Annotated in this window: 16 protein-coding genes; 11 read left to right on the forward strand and 5 right to left on the reverse strand. The window is 69.3% G+C overall.

Going from position 1 to position 17990, the window contains the following annotated elements; translation table 11 throughout:
* The 10 genes from DSC45_RS36180 to DSC45_RS36865 all read left to right on the forward strand — a co-directional run.
* Positions 1-269 (forward strand): hypothetical protein (locus tag DSC45_RS36180; protein ID WP_205571499.1); only part of this gene is annotated, 269 nt, incomplete at its 5' end.
* Entirely contained in the window at positions 266-1177 is a 912-nt protein-coding gene (locus DSC45_RS34715) for a helix-turn-helix domain-containing protein (protein WP_162929434.1), read from the forward strand. The genes DSC45_RS36180 and DSC45_RS34715, both read left to right, overlap by 4 nt.
* 1215 nt (positions 1178-2392) lie before the next feature.
* Positions 2393-3271, forward strand: a complete 879-nt coding sequence (locus DSC45_RS34720; protein WP_119296038.1) for a hypothetical protein — start codon at positions 2393-2395, stop codon at positions 3269-3271.
* 110 nt (positions 3272-3381) lie between these two features.
* Entirely contained in the window at positions 3382-3639 is a 258-nt protein-coding gene (locus DSC45_RS34725) for a hypothetical protein (protein ID WP_162929435.1), read from the forward strand.
* Positions 3636-4667 (forward strand): conjugal transfer protein, encoded by a 1032-nt coding sequence (locus DSC45_RS34730; RefSeq protein WP_119296040.1) that lies wholly within the window; start codon positions 3636-3638, stop codon positions 4665-4667. Before DSC45_RS34725 ends, DSC45_RS34730 begins: the two co-directional genes overlap by 4 nt.
* Complete coding sequence (locus DSC45_RS34735) at positions 4667-4972, forward strand: hypothetical protein (RefSeq protein ID WP_119296041.1); 306 nt, start codon at positions 4667-4669, stop codon at positions 4970-4972. The genes DSC45_RS34730 and DSC45_RS34735 overlap by 1 nt, the downstream gene beginning before the upstream one ends.
* Positions 4969-5595: a hypothetical protein gene (locus tag DSC45_RS35985; RefSeq protein ID WP_162929436.1), complete on the forward strand. Its 627-nt coding sequence runs from the start codon at positions 4969-4971 to the stop codon at positions 5593-5595. The genes DSC45_RS34735 and DSC45_RS35985 overlap by 4 nt, the downstream gene beginning before the upstream one ends.
* Positions 5596-5623: 28 nt before the next feature.
* A complete protein-coding gene (locus tag DSC45_RS34745) occupies positions 5624-8212 on the forward strand; it encodes an ATP-binding protein (protein ID WP_119296043.1) in 2589 nt (862 codons plus the stop codon).
* Positions 8209-10737, forward strand: coding sequence for a hypothetical protein (locus tag DSC45_RS34750; protein ID WP_119296044.1), 2529 nt, complete (start codon positions 8209-8211; stop codon positions 10735-10737). Before DSC45_RS34745 ends, DSC45_RS34750 begins: the two co-directional genes overlap by 4 nt.
* Entirely contained in the window at positions 10734-11912 is a 1179-nt protein-coding gene (locus DSC45_RS36865; RefSeq protein ID WP_162929437.1) for a peptidoglycan DD-metalloendopeptidase family protein, read from the forward strand. Before DSC45_RS34750 ends, DSC45_RS36865 begins: the two co-directional genes overlap by 4 nt.
* 951 nt (positions 11913-12863) lie before the next feature.
* On the opposite strand, the gene DSC45_RS34760 is transcribed toward DSC45_RS36865, so the two are convergent.
* Entirely contained in the window at positions 12864-13775 is a 912-nt protein-coding gene (locus tag DSC45_RS34760; RefSeq protein ID WP_119296045.1) for an SMI1/KNR4 family protein, read from the reverse strand.
* Between the two features lie 422 nt (positions 13776-14197).
* On the opposite strand from DSC45_RS34760, the gene DSC45_RS34765 reads away from it, so the two are divergent.
* Positions 14198-14422 (forward strand): hypothetical protein, encoded by a 225-nt coding sequence (locus DSC45_RS34765; RefSeq protein ID WP_119296046.1) that lies wholly within the window; start codon positions 14198-14200, stop codon positions 14420-14422.
* A 34-nt stretch (positions 14423-14456) separates the two neighbouring features.
* On the opposite strand, the gene DSC45_RS34770 is transcribed toward DSC45_RS34765, so the two are convergent.
* From DSC45_RS34770 to DSC45_RS34785, 4 genes are read right to left on the reverse strand one after another with little or no spacing between them, the layout of a single operon-like run.
* Positions 14457-15470, reverse strand: a complete 1014-nt coding sequence (locus tag DSC45_RS34770; RefSeq protein ID WP_119296047.1) for a protein-L-isoaspartate O-methyltransferase family protein — start codon at positions 15468-15470, stop codon at positions 14457-14459.
* Between the two features lie 17 nt (positions 15471-15487).
* Entirely contained in the window at positions 15488-15895 is a 408-nt protein-coding gene (locus DSC45_RS34775) for a lasso peptide biosynthesis B2 protein (protein ID WP_119296048.1), read from the reverse strand.
* A gap of 8 nt (positions 15896-15903) precedes the next feature.
* Complete coding sequence (locus tag DSC45_RS34780) at positions 15904-16191, reverse strand: PqqD family protein (RefSeq protein ID WP_119296049.1); 288 nt, start codon at positions 16189-16191, stop codon at positions 15904-15906.
* Positions 16184-17938 (reverse strand): albusnodin/ikarugamycin family macrolactam cyclase, encoded by a 1755-nt coding sequence (locus DSC45_RS34785; RefSeq protein ID WP_119296050.1) that lies wholly within the window; start codon positions 17936-17938, stop codon positions 16184-16186. The genes DSC45_RS34780 and DSC45_RS34785 overlap by 8 nt, the downstream gene beginning before the upstream one ends.
* Between the last annotated feature and the right edge of the window lie 52 nt (positions 17939-17990).

The raw sequence follows: 17990 nt of genomic DNA on the forward strand, positions 1-17990 counted from the left end.
CGTTTCCGGAACTCGGCGAGTTCGTTGGGCATCGCGTGACGAAACAGCGTGGCACGTATGACACTTCGATGACGGTTTTCCGCGTGCTGCGGAAGTCAGCAGATCTGCGCCGCCAGGGACACTGCCGGACCTGTCAGGCGATGCGGGGAGAGCGCTGCTTCGGCAATTGCAACGACGTGCACCGCGCGCGGCTGGAAACTAGCGGCATTGCCCCTGCCTCGCTGACGCCGATGGATGGCGCGCGCCGCCGGCCGCGCGTTCGGTCATGAGACGGCCCGCCTCGCCCAGTGGTGCGACGGGCCTTCACGACCCGGTGAGCTGCCCCATCTGTCACTCCCTGGTCGCCGCCTACGAGGGCCTGGCCGACAGGTTGCCCGGCATCGCCGCGACGAACGCGATGCTTGTCGAGCAGTCCGGGCTCAGCCGCCGCACGCTGCAGAATCACCGGCCGTCCCTCGTACACGCCGACGTCCTCGCCGCGGGCGCCGGACTGACAGGAGTGCCGCTCGCGCCCCCACCCGCCCCGTCCGGACCGCACCCGTCGTCGCGCGCATGGCTGGCCAGCCTTCCGGTCACCTGCCGCAGATGCCACCGCATCCTGCAGGAGTTGGTCGAGCTCGCCGACGGAGGCTGGAACGTACAGATCGGCATCCACGACCTGGCCGACCGACTCCACCTGAACGAGTCGACTGTGCGGAATCACCTCCGGGGCGGGCCCTCCACCCGAAGCCAGCACAGCCTCCGAGCACAGGGGTTCGTCAGGTTCAAGGCCGCCGGCCGCACCGTCATCCATGCGGAACAAAAGAAGGGACAACGCGGACCGGACATCTACTTCCTCGCAGCCGGCGGAGACCACACGGCCGGAGCCGCCGACCGGGCATCCATCGCGGGCACACCGGAGCAGGAACAACCCGCAGATGACCAGGAGTTCAAATGGGAACGGTCTACGGACGACGAAGAGTCCAGGCCGGCGCGCGCGAGCGACGACGAGCTCTTGGAGCGGCTGGTCGCGCTGCTGACCAACACGACCACCTGGTTCCGTGACGATCACCCGCAGGCACGGTGGTTCGTTCACGTGGTGGCCCATCTCGTCCGACACGGGTGGTCGGAGGAGATCCTCATGAAACGGCTGTGCCTCGTGCCCGTCACACCTACTCGCGCACGGCCGGAGAGCTGAGGCCACGTGCCCGGGCTGTACGCTGAGCGAAGCTCACGCGATGCGCAGGCTCGTGAGGTCTATATACAGGACCTGGTCAGGACTCAGCACGGGCGCGGGTTTCCTCGGTGGCAGCATCTGCATGGAGCGGATCCGATCCTGGGCGACGACCGGCGACAGCAACGATCACGTTTATGGCTTGCGGGCTTGCCGGGCACGACCCGGGGCCCGCAGAGCCATTTTCAGCTTTCGGCATCTTCCCGTTGGGCCGCAGAGTCTGGATGATCCGCGCGGTAGGCCGACGATGCCAACTCACCGTCCCTCGACAGGGAGGAGAAGAAGCTCTCTTCTGCTGTACAGGAGAGGTGTCGGCACGGCGCAGCGCTGACCTTCACCTGCTGACCAGGGCGTTCTTCAGTCCTCGCGATCGAGCTGGGCAACCTGCTGGGTAACGTAAGGCGCACCCCGTAGGGCAACGTTTTGAGCCATCTACTCAACAACGTATTAAGCAACCCCCTCGGTCTCCTCTTCCGCTGTATGCCAGCCGGGCAGAACAACGCAGCGGGCACCACCACGGCCCTCACCGGACGACCACCGCGCATCACAAGGCGGGCAGGTCGGGCAGAGCAGGCATCCGAGCGTCCCGGACCGCCGGGTCCAGTGCGGCCGGATAGACGCCAGTTCCTGCGTGCGCCTCGCCTTCATCTGTCGGCTCGACTGAGTGTGGAGTGCCGGTTGCGCTCGCCATGCATCAACGGGCAGGACGCGGTCAGCCGATGTGGGTGCGGGTGCTGGTCGTCCTTCTGTTCCTTCTGGTGTGTGCCTGGCTGGGTGCGCGGGTCTGGGCGTCAGGTGGAGGCGTCCAGTGCCTTGCCTGCTTTTGCGGCCGGCGGCCGCGAGGTTCGGGTTTGTGCGGCAGCTTGCGGGCTCTCGCGATGGCCAGCGTGCGGGTCAGTGCACGTAGGTTCGCGGTCGGTCATGGCCGATCGCCGATGGGTCGCGGTCGGACATCGGCCACCGATGGGTGCTGCAGCGTCGGTCGTTGTCCGCTGGTTGTTGGGCACGCCCCTCGACCTCGGCCGCTTTCCGTCCTCTCATTGGTCAGGGTCAGCGCCTGAAGGGTTGGGTCAGCAATTAGGCAACCTTCTGACCAGCTCATTCGGATGCTCGGGTGTGCTGTTGGGTCAGGGGTGCTGAGGAGAGTCACGACACGTCGCCGCTTGAAAGGACCGTGTCGTGACCGAGACCAACCGCGTCTTCGTGAATCTGAATGCCGAGTGGGCGTTGGTGTGCGCCGAGCCGGATCATGCCCGGCTCGTGGCCGGTTGGCTCGAAGCAGCGGGCGTGACCGTTCCGGCCGCCGCGCGGGAGTCGCTGCACGTGCTGCTCGGTCACCTGGAGCAGCACGACCGTGCGGCCAGCCGCGACGGCCGGGAGCACAGTGACCGATGGTTGGGCGCGCTGTTGGCCGTGGCCGTCGGTGAGGGCCGTGAGGCGCAGTTGGCGGCGCGGGTGGTGGTGCAGGCGATGCTGCACGGTGCGGTGCGGATGACGCGCCGGCTGCTGCGTGCGGAGCGGGACTTCGACGACGTCGCGTCGGTGGTGGTGTCGGCTCTGTATCAGGTGGTGCGCCAGTACCCGCTGCGGCGTCGGCGGAAGGTCGCAGCGAATCTGCTGTTGGAGACGTTGAATCACGCGAGCCGGGAGTTGAACGCCGATTTCGAGCCGGAGCCGCTCGGTTGGGATCCACTGCTGGGGCAGCCGGTCCACAGGGGCCGTGCTCGGTGCGTGGAGGTGCCACCGACGGCCGATGGGCCGGAGGAGGCTGCATGGCGCAGTGTCCTCGCGCAGCGGGCCGCAGCGGTCGGGCTGCCCGGGGTGGAGGCGGAGGAGCTCGCGGGCGCGCGGGGCGAGTTGATCGAGTTGCTCGTCGTCGCCGTCGCGAGTGGGGCGGTGGCGACGTCGCGGGCGCAGATGATCGCGCAGGACATTCGTGACGGCGGTCGTGAGGCTGCCGAGCGGCGCGGAGTGTCGGCGGTGGCCTGGCGGCAGCGGCGGTCGCGGACGGTGCGGCAGCTGCGCGTCGTCGCCGACCAGTGGGCGGCTGCGGCATGAGCATCCGGAGTTCTTTTGAAGTCGTCGGTCACGTTTGCCGCTGTGGCGCTCCTTGCGGTGGGTGTGCGGCGGACGGTCCGTCGCTCGCGGGCGTGGAGGGAGCGGCCACGATGACGGATACGGCAGGATCGCCGGCCAGTGTGGGACTGGGTGCCGACGAGGTGGTGTTGGTGCGGGCGCGGCGTCGGCTGCGCACGTTGGTGGTGGCGTTGGAGATGGCGCCGTTCGCCGAGACGACGCGGCAGGCGATGCAGACCTACCTCGAGGAGGACGCGGCCGCGGCGCATGCAGCGTTCGTGCGGTGGAGCGACCTTCCTCGTGGTGTGCGTGACCGGCGGGCCAGGCTGCTGCGGGAGGCCCTGTCATGAAGGGCTGGCTCGGTGGGCGCCGGCGCGCGCGGCAGAGCGATCCGGAGCTCGAGGAGCAGGGGTTCGAGGATGGGTGGGAGACCGGTGGCTGGGTGACGACGTCGACCGGCGCTGCCGCGCTCGTCACGACCGGGATGCGATGGGGCGCCTGGACGATGCTGGTCGTCGGATCGGTTGCCGGCGTGCTCGCACTGCTGCGCCCGGCTGCTTCGACTGCTGTACCGCGGGTGGCGGCGGACAAGCCGGCGGTACTCCAGACGGCGGGGCCGGCCGGATTCGCAGAGATGTATGTGACGGCGTTCCTGCAGACCGGGCAGGGCCAGGAGGCGGCGCTCGCGGCGTACTTCCCTGCCGTGCGAGATGTCGCCTTCCCGTCGGACGCCGAGGATCTGCAGCTGGAACAGGCTGCCGCAGTGCGGGTGAAAGACATCTCGCACGCGTACTGGTCGGTGACCGTCGCGATCCGCACGGCGCCCGAGAAGACGACGAAGGCCGACGCCGGAACCGGGAGTGAGGACCAGCCGGGGCTGCGGTACTTCCAGGTTCCTGTGCGCGAGGCACGGGATGGTTCGCCGGTGGCGGCAGCGCTGCCCGCTGAGGTCGCCGCCCCGGCGTCGGGTGCGGAGGCGGAGTTGGGTTACGGGGGTGCGGTCGAGGCCGTGGGGTCCAGTGAGTTGGTGCAGACGCTGCAGGCGGTGTTCGCGGCGTATCTGTCCGGACGGGGTGATGTGGCGCCGTATCTGTCGCCCGGGGTGAAGGTCGCTCCGGTCTCCCCCGCTCCGTACACCGAGGTGAAGGTGCGGCGCGTCGCGGAGGTCGGCGGCAGTGATCCGCTCGGCGAGCGTGACGCGCCTACGGACGGTGAGCGCCGGCAGTTGCTGGTGCATCTGGACGCGGCGGCCGGGGCCGGTGTGCAGCGGCCCCTGACGTACGCGGTGGAGCTGCGGGCCCGGGACGGGCGCTGGGAGATCTCTGCCCTCGGTGCTCCCCCGTCGCTCAATACAAGCGGAAACGAAGGGGTGAAGTGATGGACGTGGTGCTTGCGGCCCCGATCCTCGACGAGTGGACCGCCCTGGGCAAGGACCTCATCACCTTCTTGACGGCTGTGGTGATGGTGGTGGCGTATCTGGCGTCGGTCGCGGCGACGTATTTCACGACTCGTTCGCCGCTGAAGACCGGTGTCGCGGCGGTCGCCGGGGCGATCGTGCTCGGCATCATCGCGAGCCAGACGCTGCTGTCGAAACAGACCGAGGAACAGATCGATCAGAACAATGCCGCGCCGGTACGCGTCGTTGTCGTGGCCGACGCCCGTAGCGGCGGGGGTCCGGCATGAGTGAGGGCGAACAGTCCCCTGGTGCCGGGCCGTTGGTCGGCCGCTGTTACACGCGGGCGAAGCGCTTGCCGGTGGTCATCGGGGAATGGGGCGGCACCCCGTTGTGGGGTGGTCCGTACTCGGTGCCGCAGCTGATCACGATGGTGGTCGTCCTGGCGGTCATGCTGCTGCTGCATCCGCTGTGGGCGCACTACGGCGTCTTCAACGTGGTGCCGCTGGTGGTGGTGCCGTATGTGGTGTCGTTCTTCGTGCGGTACCTGCCGACGGGGAGCCGCAATCCGCTGGCGGTCGTGGCCAGCGTCGTGTCGCTGGTGTTCGCGCCCTCGCAGGGCCGTGTCGCGGGGCGGCAGTTGACCCATCGGCGTCGTCCGGTGTTGCTGACCGGGGCCTGCACTCTGACGTGGCAGCCGGCTCCTGCCCGCCCGGTGGGCGGGGCGCGGCCGGCGGCTGTACGTCAGCTCGCGGCCACACGGCCCGGCCGGCCGCCTGAGCCGGCGCGTGTGGCCGCCTCTGCCTCTGCCTCGGTCCCTGCCGCAGCTGCTGCGAGCGGGCGCAGGGCTGTGGCACCGGTGTGGGCGAGTCTCGCCCGCGATGTGGGCTCGGCTCGCAACAACCAGAGTTGATCTTCGTGTTTTCAGGGGTGAGTTGAGCATGCAGATTCCGGTGCGCCATCTGGCGGGCAATGTCGTGTGGACGCGGCAGGGCACGGTCTGGGCGATCTGGCGAGTGGAGAGCGAGGGGCAGGCCCATGCGTCGGCGAAGGCGCGTCTGGACCGGATGCGGGCGATGGAGAGCCTGGTCAAGCGCCTCCACGGGGAGTCGATGTGGCTGAGCTTGTGCCCGCAGGTTGACCCCTATGCGGTGGTGCGGCAGATGACCGAGGACGTTGACCTGGACGCTTCCCCGCGCTACGAGGCGCTGGCTCACCGGGTGCTGGAAGAGCTGGAGTTGCTGGAGCTGACGGCCCGCACCGACTGGCTTGCGGTGCCGCTGCCTACGACGAACTGGCGCCGCGCGGCGAAGGAGATGACGGCGGCGGCCCGCTCGGAGATGGCGCTGCAACTGGGGCTGATGCCGGCACCGGTCCGTGTCCGCGAGGAGGAACGTCGCCTCAAGCAGGCCGAGGAGCTCAGCGCCGGGTGGCCGGCGTCGGTGCGGGTGAGGGCGGCGAGCGAGGCCGAGATCCTGTGGATCTACGGGCACGCGGCGCGGCGCGGAGTCCTCGAGCCGCTGCTGCCGCAGGCGGACGGTCCCCGCGCGGTCCGTGGCCGCGGCCGCGGGGTGGCCGCACTCGAGCAAGCGGTCCTGGTCCAGGGCGGTGTGGAGACCAACCAGGCACAGGACGGAGCGGAGGCCGAGGAGGCGGATGTACCGGCATCGTTTCGGCGCCGGTGGCTGCAGGTGTCCACACCGTGGGGCACGTCCTACCAGTCGACGTTGATGCTCTCCGAGATGCCGGAGCGGTTCGTGTTCCCGGGCAGTGAGTATCTGGAGCGTCTCGACGATTTCGCGTTCCCCGTCGACTGGGTGATGCGGCTGCAGGTGACCCCGGGCAAGCAGGCCGAACGCAAGGCGCGCCGCAAGTCGCGGGATGTGGCCGGGCAGGCCGAGGAGTACGGGCAGGACGCGGCCGGGGCCCCGGCCCAAGTCGAGAAGGCACCCAGTGATCTGGCGGAGTACCGCGACCGGCTGACCGCCGGATCCAGCGAGGTCGAGGTGCGGGCCATGGTCGCGTTGTGCGTGTGGGGTGCGACCCCGGGCGAGGTGGAGTCCCGCGCCGGTGAGGTCGAGGGCTGGTTCGACGACAACGAGTACGCGCTCGCCCGTCCCGTCGGTGAGCAGGAGCGGCTGTGGCACGGGATGCTGCCCGGTGCGCGGATCCCGCCGGCGATGCTCGCCTACAGGCAATTCTTTCTCGCCCAGGACTTCGCAATGGCCGGCCCGTTCACCGGATCGGCGTGGGGTGACGAGCGCGGTCCGCTGTACGCGCTGCAGATGACGGGCGGCGGGGTACGGCCGGCCCTGGTCGATTTCGCCCGGGGGCCGCGGAAGAAGACGTCGGCGTCGGCGGCGTTCATCGGCGAGAAGGGCGGCGGCAAGTCGTTCGCGATGAAGACGGCCGGGTTCCAGACCCTCCTGACCGGGCATCGACGGCGGCGGCCGCGCTCGCGCGCCCGCCTGGTGGCCGTGGACCGGACCCGGCACGGCGAGTGGGTCGAGTTCGCGAAAGCGTGCCCCGGCACCGTGCAGACCGTCACGGTCGACACCGACGCGCAGGTGTCCTTGGACCCGCTGCGGATCCTGACTCGCCCGCGGCGCGATGGCCTGGGCCTGGACTGGGGCGCGGTGCAGCGGCGCACCGAATCGTTTTTGACGTTGTTGCTGGGTATCCGGCCTGCCGACGACATCGCCGATGCGCTGTCGGAAGCCGTCGAGCACGTGTTGGCCGCACCGGATCCGTCCATGGCCCGTTTGATCGCGGTGCTGGACGGCAACGCCGAGTGCGACGACGACGCTCGCGTGCTGGCCCGCAAGCTCCGCAAGTACGCGCGCAGCGACCTGGGCCGGATGATCTTCGAGCCGTCGTTGCCGGCACTGAACACCGACGCGGACGCAGTGGTGTTCTCCGTGGCGAACCTGAAGCTTCCATCCGAGTCGGAGCTGAAGAACAGCGAGCTGTTCACCAAGCTGTCCGCGGAGAAGCTGTTCGGTCGCGCGACGCTGTATCTGATCGCAGCGATCTGCCAGCACGTCGCGTTCGAGGACACCAGCGAGTTCTCCCTGGTGGTGCTGGACGAATGCTGGTGGCTCACCCGCAGCCCGGAGGGCAAAGACCTCACCCTGGAATTGCTGCGCGACGGCCGCAAGAACAACGCCGGACTGTTCCTCGGCTCCCACGACGCCGACGACATCGGCGACGACACCGAAGAGGGACGCATCCTGCGCGGACTGATCCCCCGCCGGCACCTGTTCCGCCAGACCAACGGCATTCTCGCCCGCCGCGGCCTGTCCTTCCTCGGCCTCGATCCGGCCGACGACGACCTGGTCGACTTGGTCACCAAGCGCCTGTCCCCCGTCCACGCCGACGACGCCGAGCAGGCCGCACGGGCCGGCGAATGCCTCGCAAGGGATCTGTTCGGCCGCATCACCCAGATCAAGATCGTGCAGCCGCCGGACCCCGAACTCGCCAAGGTCATCCACTCCGACCCCGACGACGGCGTCCAGGACGAGGCGGCATGAAGGGGCTGGGGGGCCTGGGCCGGGCCGAGAACTCCGGACGACTGCTGCGCCTGGGCCTCCTCGCGCTACTGGCCGCGGTGTGCGTGATGGTCGTGCCGATGGCCGCGCAGGCCGCGCCGGACCCGGTCCCCAGCCCGACCGCGGGCACCGCCCCGGAAGAGACCCCCGGCCCCAAGCCTGATGCCGGCAGCGGGGACGACGGTGATGCGGGTGGCGGGGACGCAGAGGCGGATGACGAGCCGACGCCCGATGCCACGCCGAACCCGAAGGACGCCACCAAGCCGCCGAAGCAGGTGGCGAAGGAGCAGAAGCAGAAAGCCGCCAAAGAGAAGGCCGACAAGCGCGCCGCGTGGGACAAGAAGGTCAAGGAGTACAAGGAGCGGCACAACGGCGGCGGCGTCCTCGGGCCGTTCACGGTCACCGACGAAGACGACGTGCCCGCGGACGCCTACCAGGTGACGGTCGACTCGGGCGGCATCACCGATCCCGAGATGAAGTTCCAGGGGATCCTCATCGAGGGCATGTTCGCCTTCACGAAATGGATGATCGCGTTCGCCTGCTGGCTGATCGCCTGGGCCCTGTCGTGGTCGCTGGCCGCGATCCTCCTCAAACCCGCCCTCACGGTGTCCGAATCCCTCTACAGCCAGGCGGTGGTGCAGCTCGGACTCCCGGCCCTGCTGATCGCGGTCTCCGGCACCGTCGTCTGCTTCCAGTTGTTCTTCGGCAGCCGCGCCCGCGGCTGGGGCGAGATCGCCGCCTCCACGCTGATCTCGGCGCTCGCCGTGACGACGTTCGCCGCCCCTCCGCAGATGCTCCTCGCCCACGACGACGGCGCCGTCGGCGAAGTCCGGGCCCTGGGCCTGACCGTGGCCGCCCTCGTCTTGGACCGTGAAGAACAGCTGCCCGGCGACGGCCAGTTCACGAAGGACGCCGCGAAGCAGCTGACCCGGCCGATGACCGACGCCCTGGTCAACGCGTTCATCGTGCAGCCGGCCATGCAGCTCTCCTACGACCAGGCGTTCAACGGCAGGTGCGCCCAGCAGTTCCGCCAGTCCCGCGTCGAGCAGGCCCTCTACGACGAGGAGTTCGACAAGAAGAAGAAGGGCATCCAGGACGCCGTCAACCAGGGCACCGTCACCGAGAAGCCCAAGTGGGCCCAGACCGTCGACAACTTCATCACCGGCAAGGTCGTCGACTGGTTCAAGGACCAGTTCGGCGATGACGTCAGCCCCAGCGAGCAGTTCGAAAAGGACTGCGTCGACGGCGACGCCGGCACCGCGAAGAAGACCAGCTGGGACAAGGTCGGCGGCGCCGCCTTCGTCACCTTCGCCGCGTTCCTCGTGGTGTGCCTGATCGTCTACCTCAGCGCCAAGTTCCTCATCAGTCAGGCCCTCATCGCGCTCGATGCCATGTTCGCCAGAGTCGCCGTCACCGCCGGCATCATGCCCGGACCGGGCCGGGCCTGGCTGTGGGAACGCGCCGTGAACGTGCTGCGCCTCCTCGCCTCGCTGGTCGCCGTGGCGGTAGGGCTGGCGGTGTTCATCATGGTCGTCACCTCCGTACTCGGAGCGAAGCCAGGCGACATCCCCGGCGGCCTGACGATCCGGTTCGTCGTCGTCGACCTGATGTGCATCGCCGCGTTCATCTTCCGCAAGAAGCTCGCCGCCCGGGGCCGGGCCTGGGCGGCCGAAGCCCGCACCCGCATGGGCAGCTCCCGCTTCGGCGGCCGCGCTCCCGCCCAGCTCGACTCCTCCGGCCCGCGCCGCTCCAAGCTCGGCGCGATCGTCGGCACCGGTCTACTGATGGGCGCGATGGCCGCCACCGGAGGCGGCTCCGCCCTCGCGATGGGCGGGTCCGCCTCCCTGCGCGGCACGGCGGGTGCCCGGCTCGCTGCCCGCGGCATCCGGCTCGGCGGCAAAGCCGCCGCGAAGTCCAGCGTCGCAACGGCGAAAGCCGTCGGGAAGGTCGGCAAGTTCGGCGTCAAGTACACCGCAGGCGCACCGGTGTCCTGGCCGCGCGCAGCCCGCCGCGCGACCACCGCCACCCGCGCGGTTCCCGGGCGGACACACGCGGCAGCCACGTCCGCCCGCGAGCGCATCTCCGATCTCCCGCACTCGCGGGTGGCCGCCTACGCGCAGGAATGGGGCACGAACGCCGGAGTCCTCCCGGCCGTCAACCGCGCCCGGCTGCGCCGCGGTCAGGCACCCGTCACCCTCCACCGGCCGCGCCCGCGGCCGCCGGCCAGCCCGCGCACGCCAGCCACGCCGCGCACCGTGCGCCCGCCGGCCACCACCGGCCCGGCACCCGTATCGCCCGCCCGCCGTCCCGCACGTCCGGTGCCCGCACCCGTACCGCAGGCACCCGCCTCCGCCGGCCAAGCACGGCTGCAACTGCGCGCGCACCGCGCCCGCATGCGCAACACCCCTGCCCCCGCCCCGAGTACACCCGCCGCGCGCCCGCTGCCCCGCACGCCCACTCCCCCGGCCGCGCGGCGCCGGCGCAGCGGAGGAAGAGGCCGGCGATGAGCATGAAGTGGATAGCAGGAGGCCTCGGTGCGGCCGCCATCGCCGGCCTCGCCACTGTGGGGCTGCTGATCGTGTCGCTGTGCGCCATGGCCAGCTCCGACGAGGAGGAACAACGCCGCCGGAACTACCAGATGAGCGAAGCCCTCAACGCCGCCGCCGGCAGCGGTGTCTCCGACAACGCCCCCGGCAAGGTCTCAGGGATCCGGAAAGTGGTGCTCTCCGCCTACAGCAAAGGCGCCGCCGGCATCGGCACGATCCGCCCCCAGTGCCGCGGGATGCGCTGGTCCGTCCTGGCCGGCATCGGCGCCGTGGAGTCGAACCACATCGGCGGCCGACGCGTGAACCGTGAAGGCGACATCACACCCCGCATCATCGGACCCCGCCTCGACGGATCCGGCGTCGGCGGCAACACCGAACCCTTCCACGACACCGACAACGGCGCCCTCGACGGCGACACCGAGTACGACCGGGCCGTCGGCCCGATGCAGTTCCTGCCCTCCACCTGGAACGGACCCAGCGGACAGGACGGCAACAACGACGCCACCAAGGACCCGCACAACGTCTTCGACGCCACCCTCGCCACCGCCTCCTACCTGTGCGGAACCGGCAAGACAAACCTCACGGACACCGGCCAGCTACGCAAAGCGATCCTCCGCTACAACAACGCCGGCTGGTACGCCGACAAGGTCCTCACCCTCATCCGCGCCTACGACAAGATGACCCCCAAGCAGGCCGGAAAGGGCACCGGCTCAGGACCCGGATCAGGGGCGGGCCGGTGGACGCTGCCGGTCAACGCCCGGACCGGGACGCCCTACCACCAAAGCGGCGCCATGTGGTCCAGCGGCTACCACACCGGCGTCGACTTCACCGCCGCCGTCGGCACCCCCGTCAAGGCCGTCGGCCCCGGCACCGTCGTCACCGCCGGCCGAGGCGGCTCGTACGGCACACAGATCGTCATCCGCCACCCCGACGGGATGTACAGCCAGTACGCCCACCTGTCCGACCTCCACGTCACCCGCGGCGACACCGTGAAGGGCGGCACGCGCATCGGACGGTCCGGCGCAACCGGCAACGTATCCGGCCCGCACCTGCACTTCGAGATCCGCAGCAAACCCGGATACGGATCCGACATCAGCCCCCTGCCCTACCTCCGCACCCACGGACTGAAAATCTGAGCATGCTTGTGGCGACGGTCTCCCACTCCCGGCAACGCAGTCCGCTTATGCCGCCACTCCTTCAATCAACGGCCTGAAGGATCGATGGGGTGATCACGTTGGCGACGGGGAGCGTCGTTGGTGTGATCGACCTGCACACTCATGTTGAGATACACCGCAAAGCCCAGCGCGAGCGCCCATCCCTCCGCTCCTGCTCCGAAGTCCGTTGGCGCCCACGGGAGTTCAGCTGCCGGAGTGACAGTCAAAAGTTGCCAATATTGCAAAGGGGCTGGCGTTTGGTGCTCTGTTTGCCTTCGTCGGCGCGCTGGGCTGGCCCTGTTGTCCAGATTCCAGCCCGCTTGGGATGTCGGTTCGCCTGGCAGTCCCATGCTCGCAGCCTTCGCCCTCGCCATCCTCGCTGGCACGACAGGCTCTGGCTATCCTGCGCCGGCGACGCTGGGTCGCCGGCGCAGGATTCCTGGACCGTCGACAGAACGCATCAAGATCCCTTCCGCTTGCTGTCACGCTTCACTCGAGACGGCGACCGGGGAGAGCGGGCTGAGTCGATCGTGGATCCTCTGGTGTCGGTGCCAGGACGGCGCGGTGGCAGCGCGGTTGATGCGGCAGGCGCAGCAGCAAGGGCCGTCCGCGTACGGAATACACGCGGACAAGTTGAGCAGCGGCGGCGCCTTCGGAATCTTCGCTGATACACGTGTAGCGACGAATGGCCCCCGCTGGACGGAGAAGGGCGGAAGGGCCTCGATCCCGGCAACACAGAATCAGGGGGCCTTCCACAAGTTCCAGCCCGCCGTATGGCGGCTGGTGGACAACGACGCCTTCTACGTCAGCAACCCTGGATTCGAGCACTGTGATGCGGCAACCGCAGCCACCTGCGAGTAGCGCAAGATCGGGTAATTACTGAATGTCACACGAGGGCCGGCCTCGCGCATCACTCGTGGCCGGTCCTCGCAGTCAGGTCAACGGCGCCCACAACGCCCGTTCTTCAGGGTCGTCCCTAGGGCCCCACTGCAGGAATCCGTTGATCAGGCCGGGCTTGGGATGGGTGGCGAGTGCTGGTGTGTCGAGCGCGTCGGCCGTGTCCTCCAGATAGACGGTCAGGGAAGGCTGCTCGGGGTCGCGGTCACCGAACCGGGTCCACCTGCACACCTCCCCACTGTCGCCGTCCAGGTAGAGTCCGTGGCTGGTGTCCGTAACTGACCACGAGGCGAAAGGGATCCAGGAGGGGCGCCACTGGGGTGGCAAGTCGTCGCTCCACTCCCGCTGGAAGCCCATGTGCACCTGATGAGCTTTGATCACGGTGTCGAGTTCCATCAAGGCCCATCGCTCCGGGAGGAACGACGCCATCGGGTGCTCCTGCACGCCCGCGTTCAGTCGCCACAACGCCTTCAGATCTGCAGGAATCCGGACGCCGAGGGTGGCTTCCAGGGACTGGATCACAGATTCCGATGTGCCGGATCTCAGGAGCGCGTAGGACGCGGGCGCCCTCTCACGCAAGGCGGACGTGAACCGCTGCCATGCCTCGACCACTCGGCCCGCCTGGAGCGCTTGCGCACGGGGATCAGGTCCGGGGTCGGGCAGCTGTAGGGTGTGCTCAATTGGCGTCTGCGAGGTCTGTACTGCCGTGATCCGAAGCTGTCCCTCGCTCAGTGCAGGTGGCCCGTATGCGTAGGTGACGATCAGTGCCGGGCAGTCCTCGAACACTTCGCCGTCGATCTCCGTCACGTACAGCGAAGGATCTCCCGCCGGGCTGCCCATCAACGGATCGTCGTCGAGTTGCCGACACAAAACCCTCAGGGCATACCTGACTCCGTCGCCCAGTTCTATGCAACGTTGCTCTATCTCCGCGGGTACCTCAACGGCCAAGGCGAGTTCTCCTCTTCACTCTCCTCCCACACCGTATGGGGCGACGGCTTTACCACTCAGCCGGAGGCGACCGTACGACGCACCATCAGAACGCCACAAGCGAAGGCCAATCGCCCGGGTTTAGTCAGCTGGGGAGCGGCTAGCTGGGGTGATGCCGGGCAGGCCGTTCCGAGCTGGGGAAACGCCGTTTCAGGGCGTTGCACGTGTGGCGGCGTTTTCCCGGCTCGCACTCCCCCAGCGCTCCCCGGACTCCCCCGAACCTCCCCGGGAAACGCGGTGAAACGGTGCTCGTGCGGGGCGCCCGACCGGGCGTCCCAAGCGCCGGCGCCAACCGCTAGCGGGCCCGTATGGCAATCAGCGTCCAGGTCCGGACATTCACTGGCACCACTGAAACCACCTGCACGCACCCTGCCGTCGCTGCTGTGTGCAGCCGGGCAGCGAACGAGAAGCTGCCGCTCCTCGGGCTCATCGATCCCTATGACGACACCGTGTTCAACTGCTCGCAGCTCAGGGCACTCATCCCGGAACTCCGCGCCTTGGCGAACGACTCAGCCGCCGACGAAGCCGAGGCAGTGCGCGGAATCCTTGCTCTGACCGCACAGGTCGAGCGGCAGCCACACCGCTACCTCGTCTTCAACGGCGACTGAGGCCCGTTCACAACAGCCCAGCCCTGGAGCTCCGTCAGCGACGGGTCACGCTGGCGTGCCAAGTGGCTTCATCGCAGCTGAGCTTGGCTCCGAGTTCGTGTGTGCGGAGGGCTCCCTCGTCCAGCCACTGGCCGGTGAGGGAGCGGAGGCGTTCGAGGGCAGGTGAGTCGGGGGCGTCCGCGATGACGAGTTCGTCGGTGGCGATGGCTGCGTGAGCCGAGCCGTCCGCGGTCCGCATACCGACTCCGATGCCGACGCCCTCGTCGTGGACCGCTTCGAGGAGGCCCCGCGGGCCGGCCGCGATGAGCCAGTTCTTGAAGTGGAAGTAGTCGTCGCTGGACACGAGCCCCTGGATGGTGTGCGGTCGGTCTCGGAGTGAGGTAAGGAGCGCGGCCGCGGTGCGCGTCTGGTCTGCTCCGAGGAGGGTGAGCTCGAACTCGTGCCGTCCCGGGTCGACTGCTCGGGAGACCGACGTGGTGGGCCGCGGGGCGACCATCGGCGTGTATCCGCCGTGGTGGACAACGACCTGCTGCGGCAGGTGGTGTTCGTCCACCGTGACATGCGCGATGGCGTAGGCGCCGGGCAGGTCGGCGATGCGTGCTCCGCTGATCAACGACCCGCCGGACTTGAGTTGTTGGAGCCACGCATCCGGGATGGCCGGCGGGGTGGTCCCGACGAGGATGCGGTCGTACGGGGCCTGAGACGGGTAGCCGCGGAGGCCGTCCGCAGTGACTGCCCTGACCCGGTAACCGTGCTCGGCGTATAGCTCCTCGGCCCGCTCGGTGAGCTTGGGGTCGATGTCCACGGTCGTGACCTGCCCCTGTGGTCCGACGATGTGGTCGATGAGGGCGGCCGAGTAGCCGGACCCGGTGCCGATCTCCAAGACGTTCGCGCCAGGGCGGAGGTCCAGCATGCGAAGGTGTCGGTGCGTGACGGCTGCCGGGGTGCACGGGCGTACGGCCTGGCCGTCGGCGCCGTGGAAGGGCTCGGCAGGAACAGCCCTGTACGCGTTCGTGACAGCGTCCTGCTGGGGTGTTGCTTCGGTCATCGGTCGGTCCTCGGTCTTCAGATGCGAAGGGTGACGTGGAAGGGGCGGTCGGGGGTTTCGGGCTCTCCGACGAGGCCGGTTTCCGCTTCGATCCAGGCGTGGGACTCGCAGGGGTCGAAGCGGCAGCCTATGCACCAGTCCACGGAACGGCCGCGCAGCGCCAGGGCGAGGAACGCCGCCAGGGAGATCTCCAGACAGGCGGCCCGACCGGGGAAGAACCGGCTGACCCAGTCGCGGGCGGCGACCGCCCTCGCCCCCTCCGCCGCAGTAGCGGGCCGGCGGGCGCATCGCTTCGCGAGGCGAGCGACGGCGAGCGTGCACCGGAGCGGCGCCGCCTGGACGAGCGCGCTGGCCACGGCGAGTGCAGCGATGGCGCCGATGCGGTCCGGCAAGGGCGGTCGTTCGGTGCGTGTGGGTACGGCCATGGGGATGCTCAACGATGCCACCGCCTTCGAGTCGGTGCGCACAACATGCGGCAGTCGACTAGCTGTTGGGAGAGGGCATGCATGTCGGCACGCACCTGTTGCGGGTCCGCGCCGAAGCTCTCGGCTACGCGGTCGGCGGCCTGGTCGACGGTGGCGCCTTCCTCCAGGTGGCGCCACCAGAGCGCGCCGGAGAGCGTGAGCGCGTACCAGCGTCCCTTGCCTCGGAGGTCGAGGAGCATGCCTGCGCGATCGGTGATCGTGGCGCGTACCGTGGCAGCAGGTCGGAAGTCAGGCATCCTGCATCGCCACCGTCGAGGTGCGCTCCCGCTGGAGCCAGAGCTCCGTGGTGATGAGGGCTTCCAGCGCTGCGAGGTTGCCGGGTACGCCGGCCGCGAGGCGTTCGAGTTCGACGCCGGCCGCGCCGCCGTCGATCCATCCTTCCGCCGCGAGTTGGCTCTCGGCGAGGAGGTGGCGCAGGAGGTCGACGTTCCTGCGCAGCCCGGTGTAGGCGTTTCCGTCGTACGCGCCTTTGGTGCGGCGGGCGAGCAGCCAGTCGGGGACCAGGCCTTTGAGGGCGGCGCCAAGGAGCGGTTTCTGGACGGTGGTTGAAGCGCGCTCGCGTACGGGGATGGCCATGGCCGCGCGTACGACGGCGTTGTCGAGGAACGGGGCGTGATGCGGCAGGCCGGCTCCGTGGGACTGGTTGCGCAGCTCCGCTTCGTATGTGCCGAACTCGTGCAGTTCGGCCCAGGCGCGGTGACGGCTCGTCTCGCTGCTGGGGATGCTGCACCCCTCGGCCGCCGACGCCGCCCGGAGCGACAGGCGCCGCCTCGCGTCCAGGGTGAGCCAGGCTGAGGCTCCCGAGGCGCGGACCCAGTGGAGGCGAGCCTGTGACTCTGGCCGTCTGCGGCCGGGCCGGGCGGCGAGGTCGTCGGCGAGGTGCTGCAGCGCATCTGCATGGGTGGTCCGCGAGAGTTGGACGGCGCCGGCGACGACGGCGTACGTCGGCAGGTGCCGGAGGCGGGCACGGGCCAGGCAGTGGTGCATGAGGTCCCACACCTTGCGTTCTCGGGCGAGATCAGCGAGGTAGAAGGGGGATGCGCTGAGCAGGGTGTCGGCGCCGGAGCCGGTCAGGTGCAGGTCGCTGCCTCGATCAGTGCAAGGGCGCTGGTAGGCCGCCCTCATCCGCCAGCGGGCCGCGTCCGGGAACGGCTGGTCGGTGGCCGGGGCGCCCAGCAACTCCGAGAAGAACAGGCCGTCGGCGTCCGATACCAACTCGTGGCGCAGGCCGGGTTGGTCTGCTGCTGCGCACAGCGCGTATTCGACGTCCTCGTTGCGGCTCGTCGTATCGGCGTGGGTGACGGCGAACACATCGGCGCCTGCGGTGCCGGTGGCCAGAAGCGCCAGTGAGGTGGAGTCCAGCCCGCCGGAGAAATCGGCCGTGATCTTCCCTGCCGCTTGTGTGCGGCTGGCGACCGCCGTGAGAAGCGCCTCGCGCAGTTCGGCCGCCGCGGTCTCGAACGGGACGGTGCGCGGCTCCTCGTACTTCTGGATTCGGTGCCGGCCGTCGCGCTGCACGAGCAGTACATGGCTACCCGGCAGGCGCCGAACGCCTTCGAAGGCCGTACTGTCACCGGCGACTTCGGGAACGGTGGGGCACACGAGTCGTGCCGTGAGGGCCTCGTAGTCCAGTGCGGCGTCGAGACGTGAAGCGAGGGCGCGGGCCGAGGTCGACCACTGGGTTCCAGCCGGTGTTTCGGCGAAGTACACCGGGCGGGTGCCGGCCACGTCCGTGATCACTGCCATGGTGTCGCCGGTGTCTGCCACCACCCAGTAGCTGCCGGGCCATTCAGTCAGCCTGGCCCAGCTGCCGGACCGTACGTGTTCCAGGCCGTCCCGCAACTGCCGGTCGTCGGCGTAGCAGTTGCCAAGCACGAACAGGCGGGTCGCGCCGTCGAAGACGACTCGGCGCCGGCCATCTACGAGTGAACCCGCGGCTTCGGGCCAGCGGCTGGGCGGTTCCGGACTGCTCAGGTGATACATGCCATCCCCTTCTCCTGGTCCGACCAGACGGGTGGGGCGCCGGAGCGGCCCC

The organism is Streptomyces sp. YIM 130001, assembly GCF_003574445.1.
Lineage (GTDB): Bacteria > Actinomycetota > Actinomycetes > Streptomycetales > Streptomycetaceae > Streptomyces.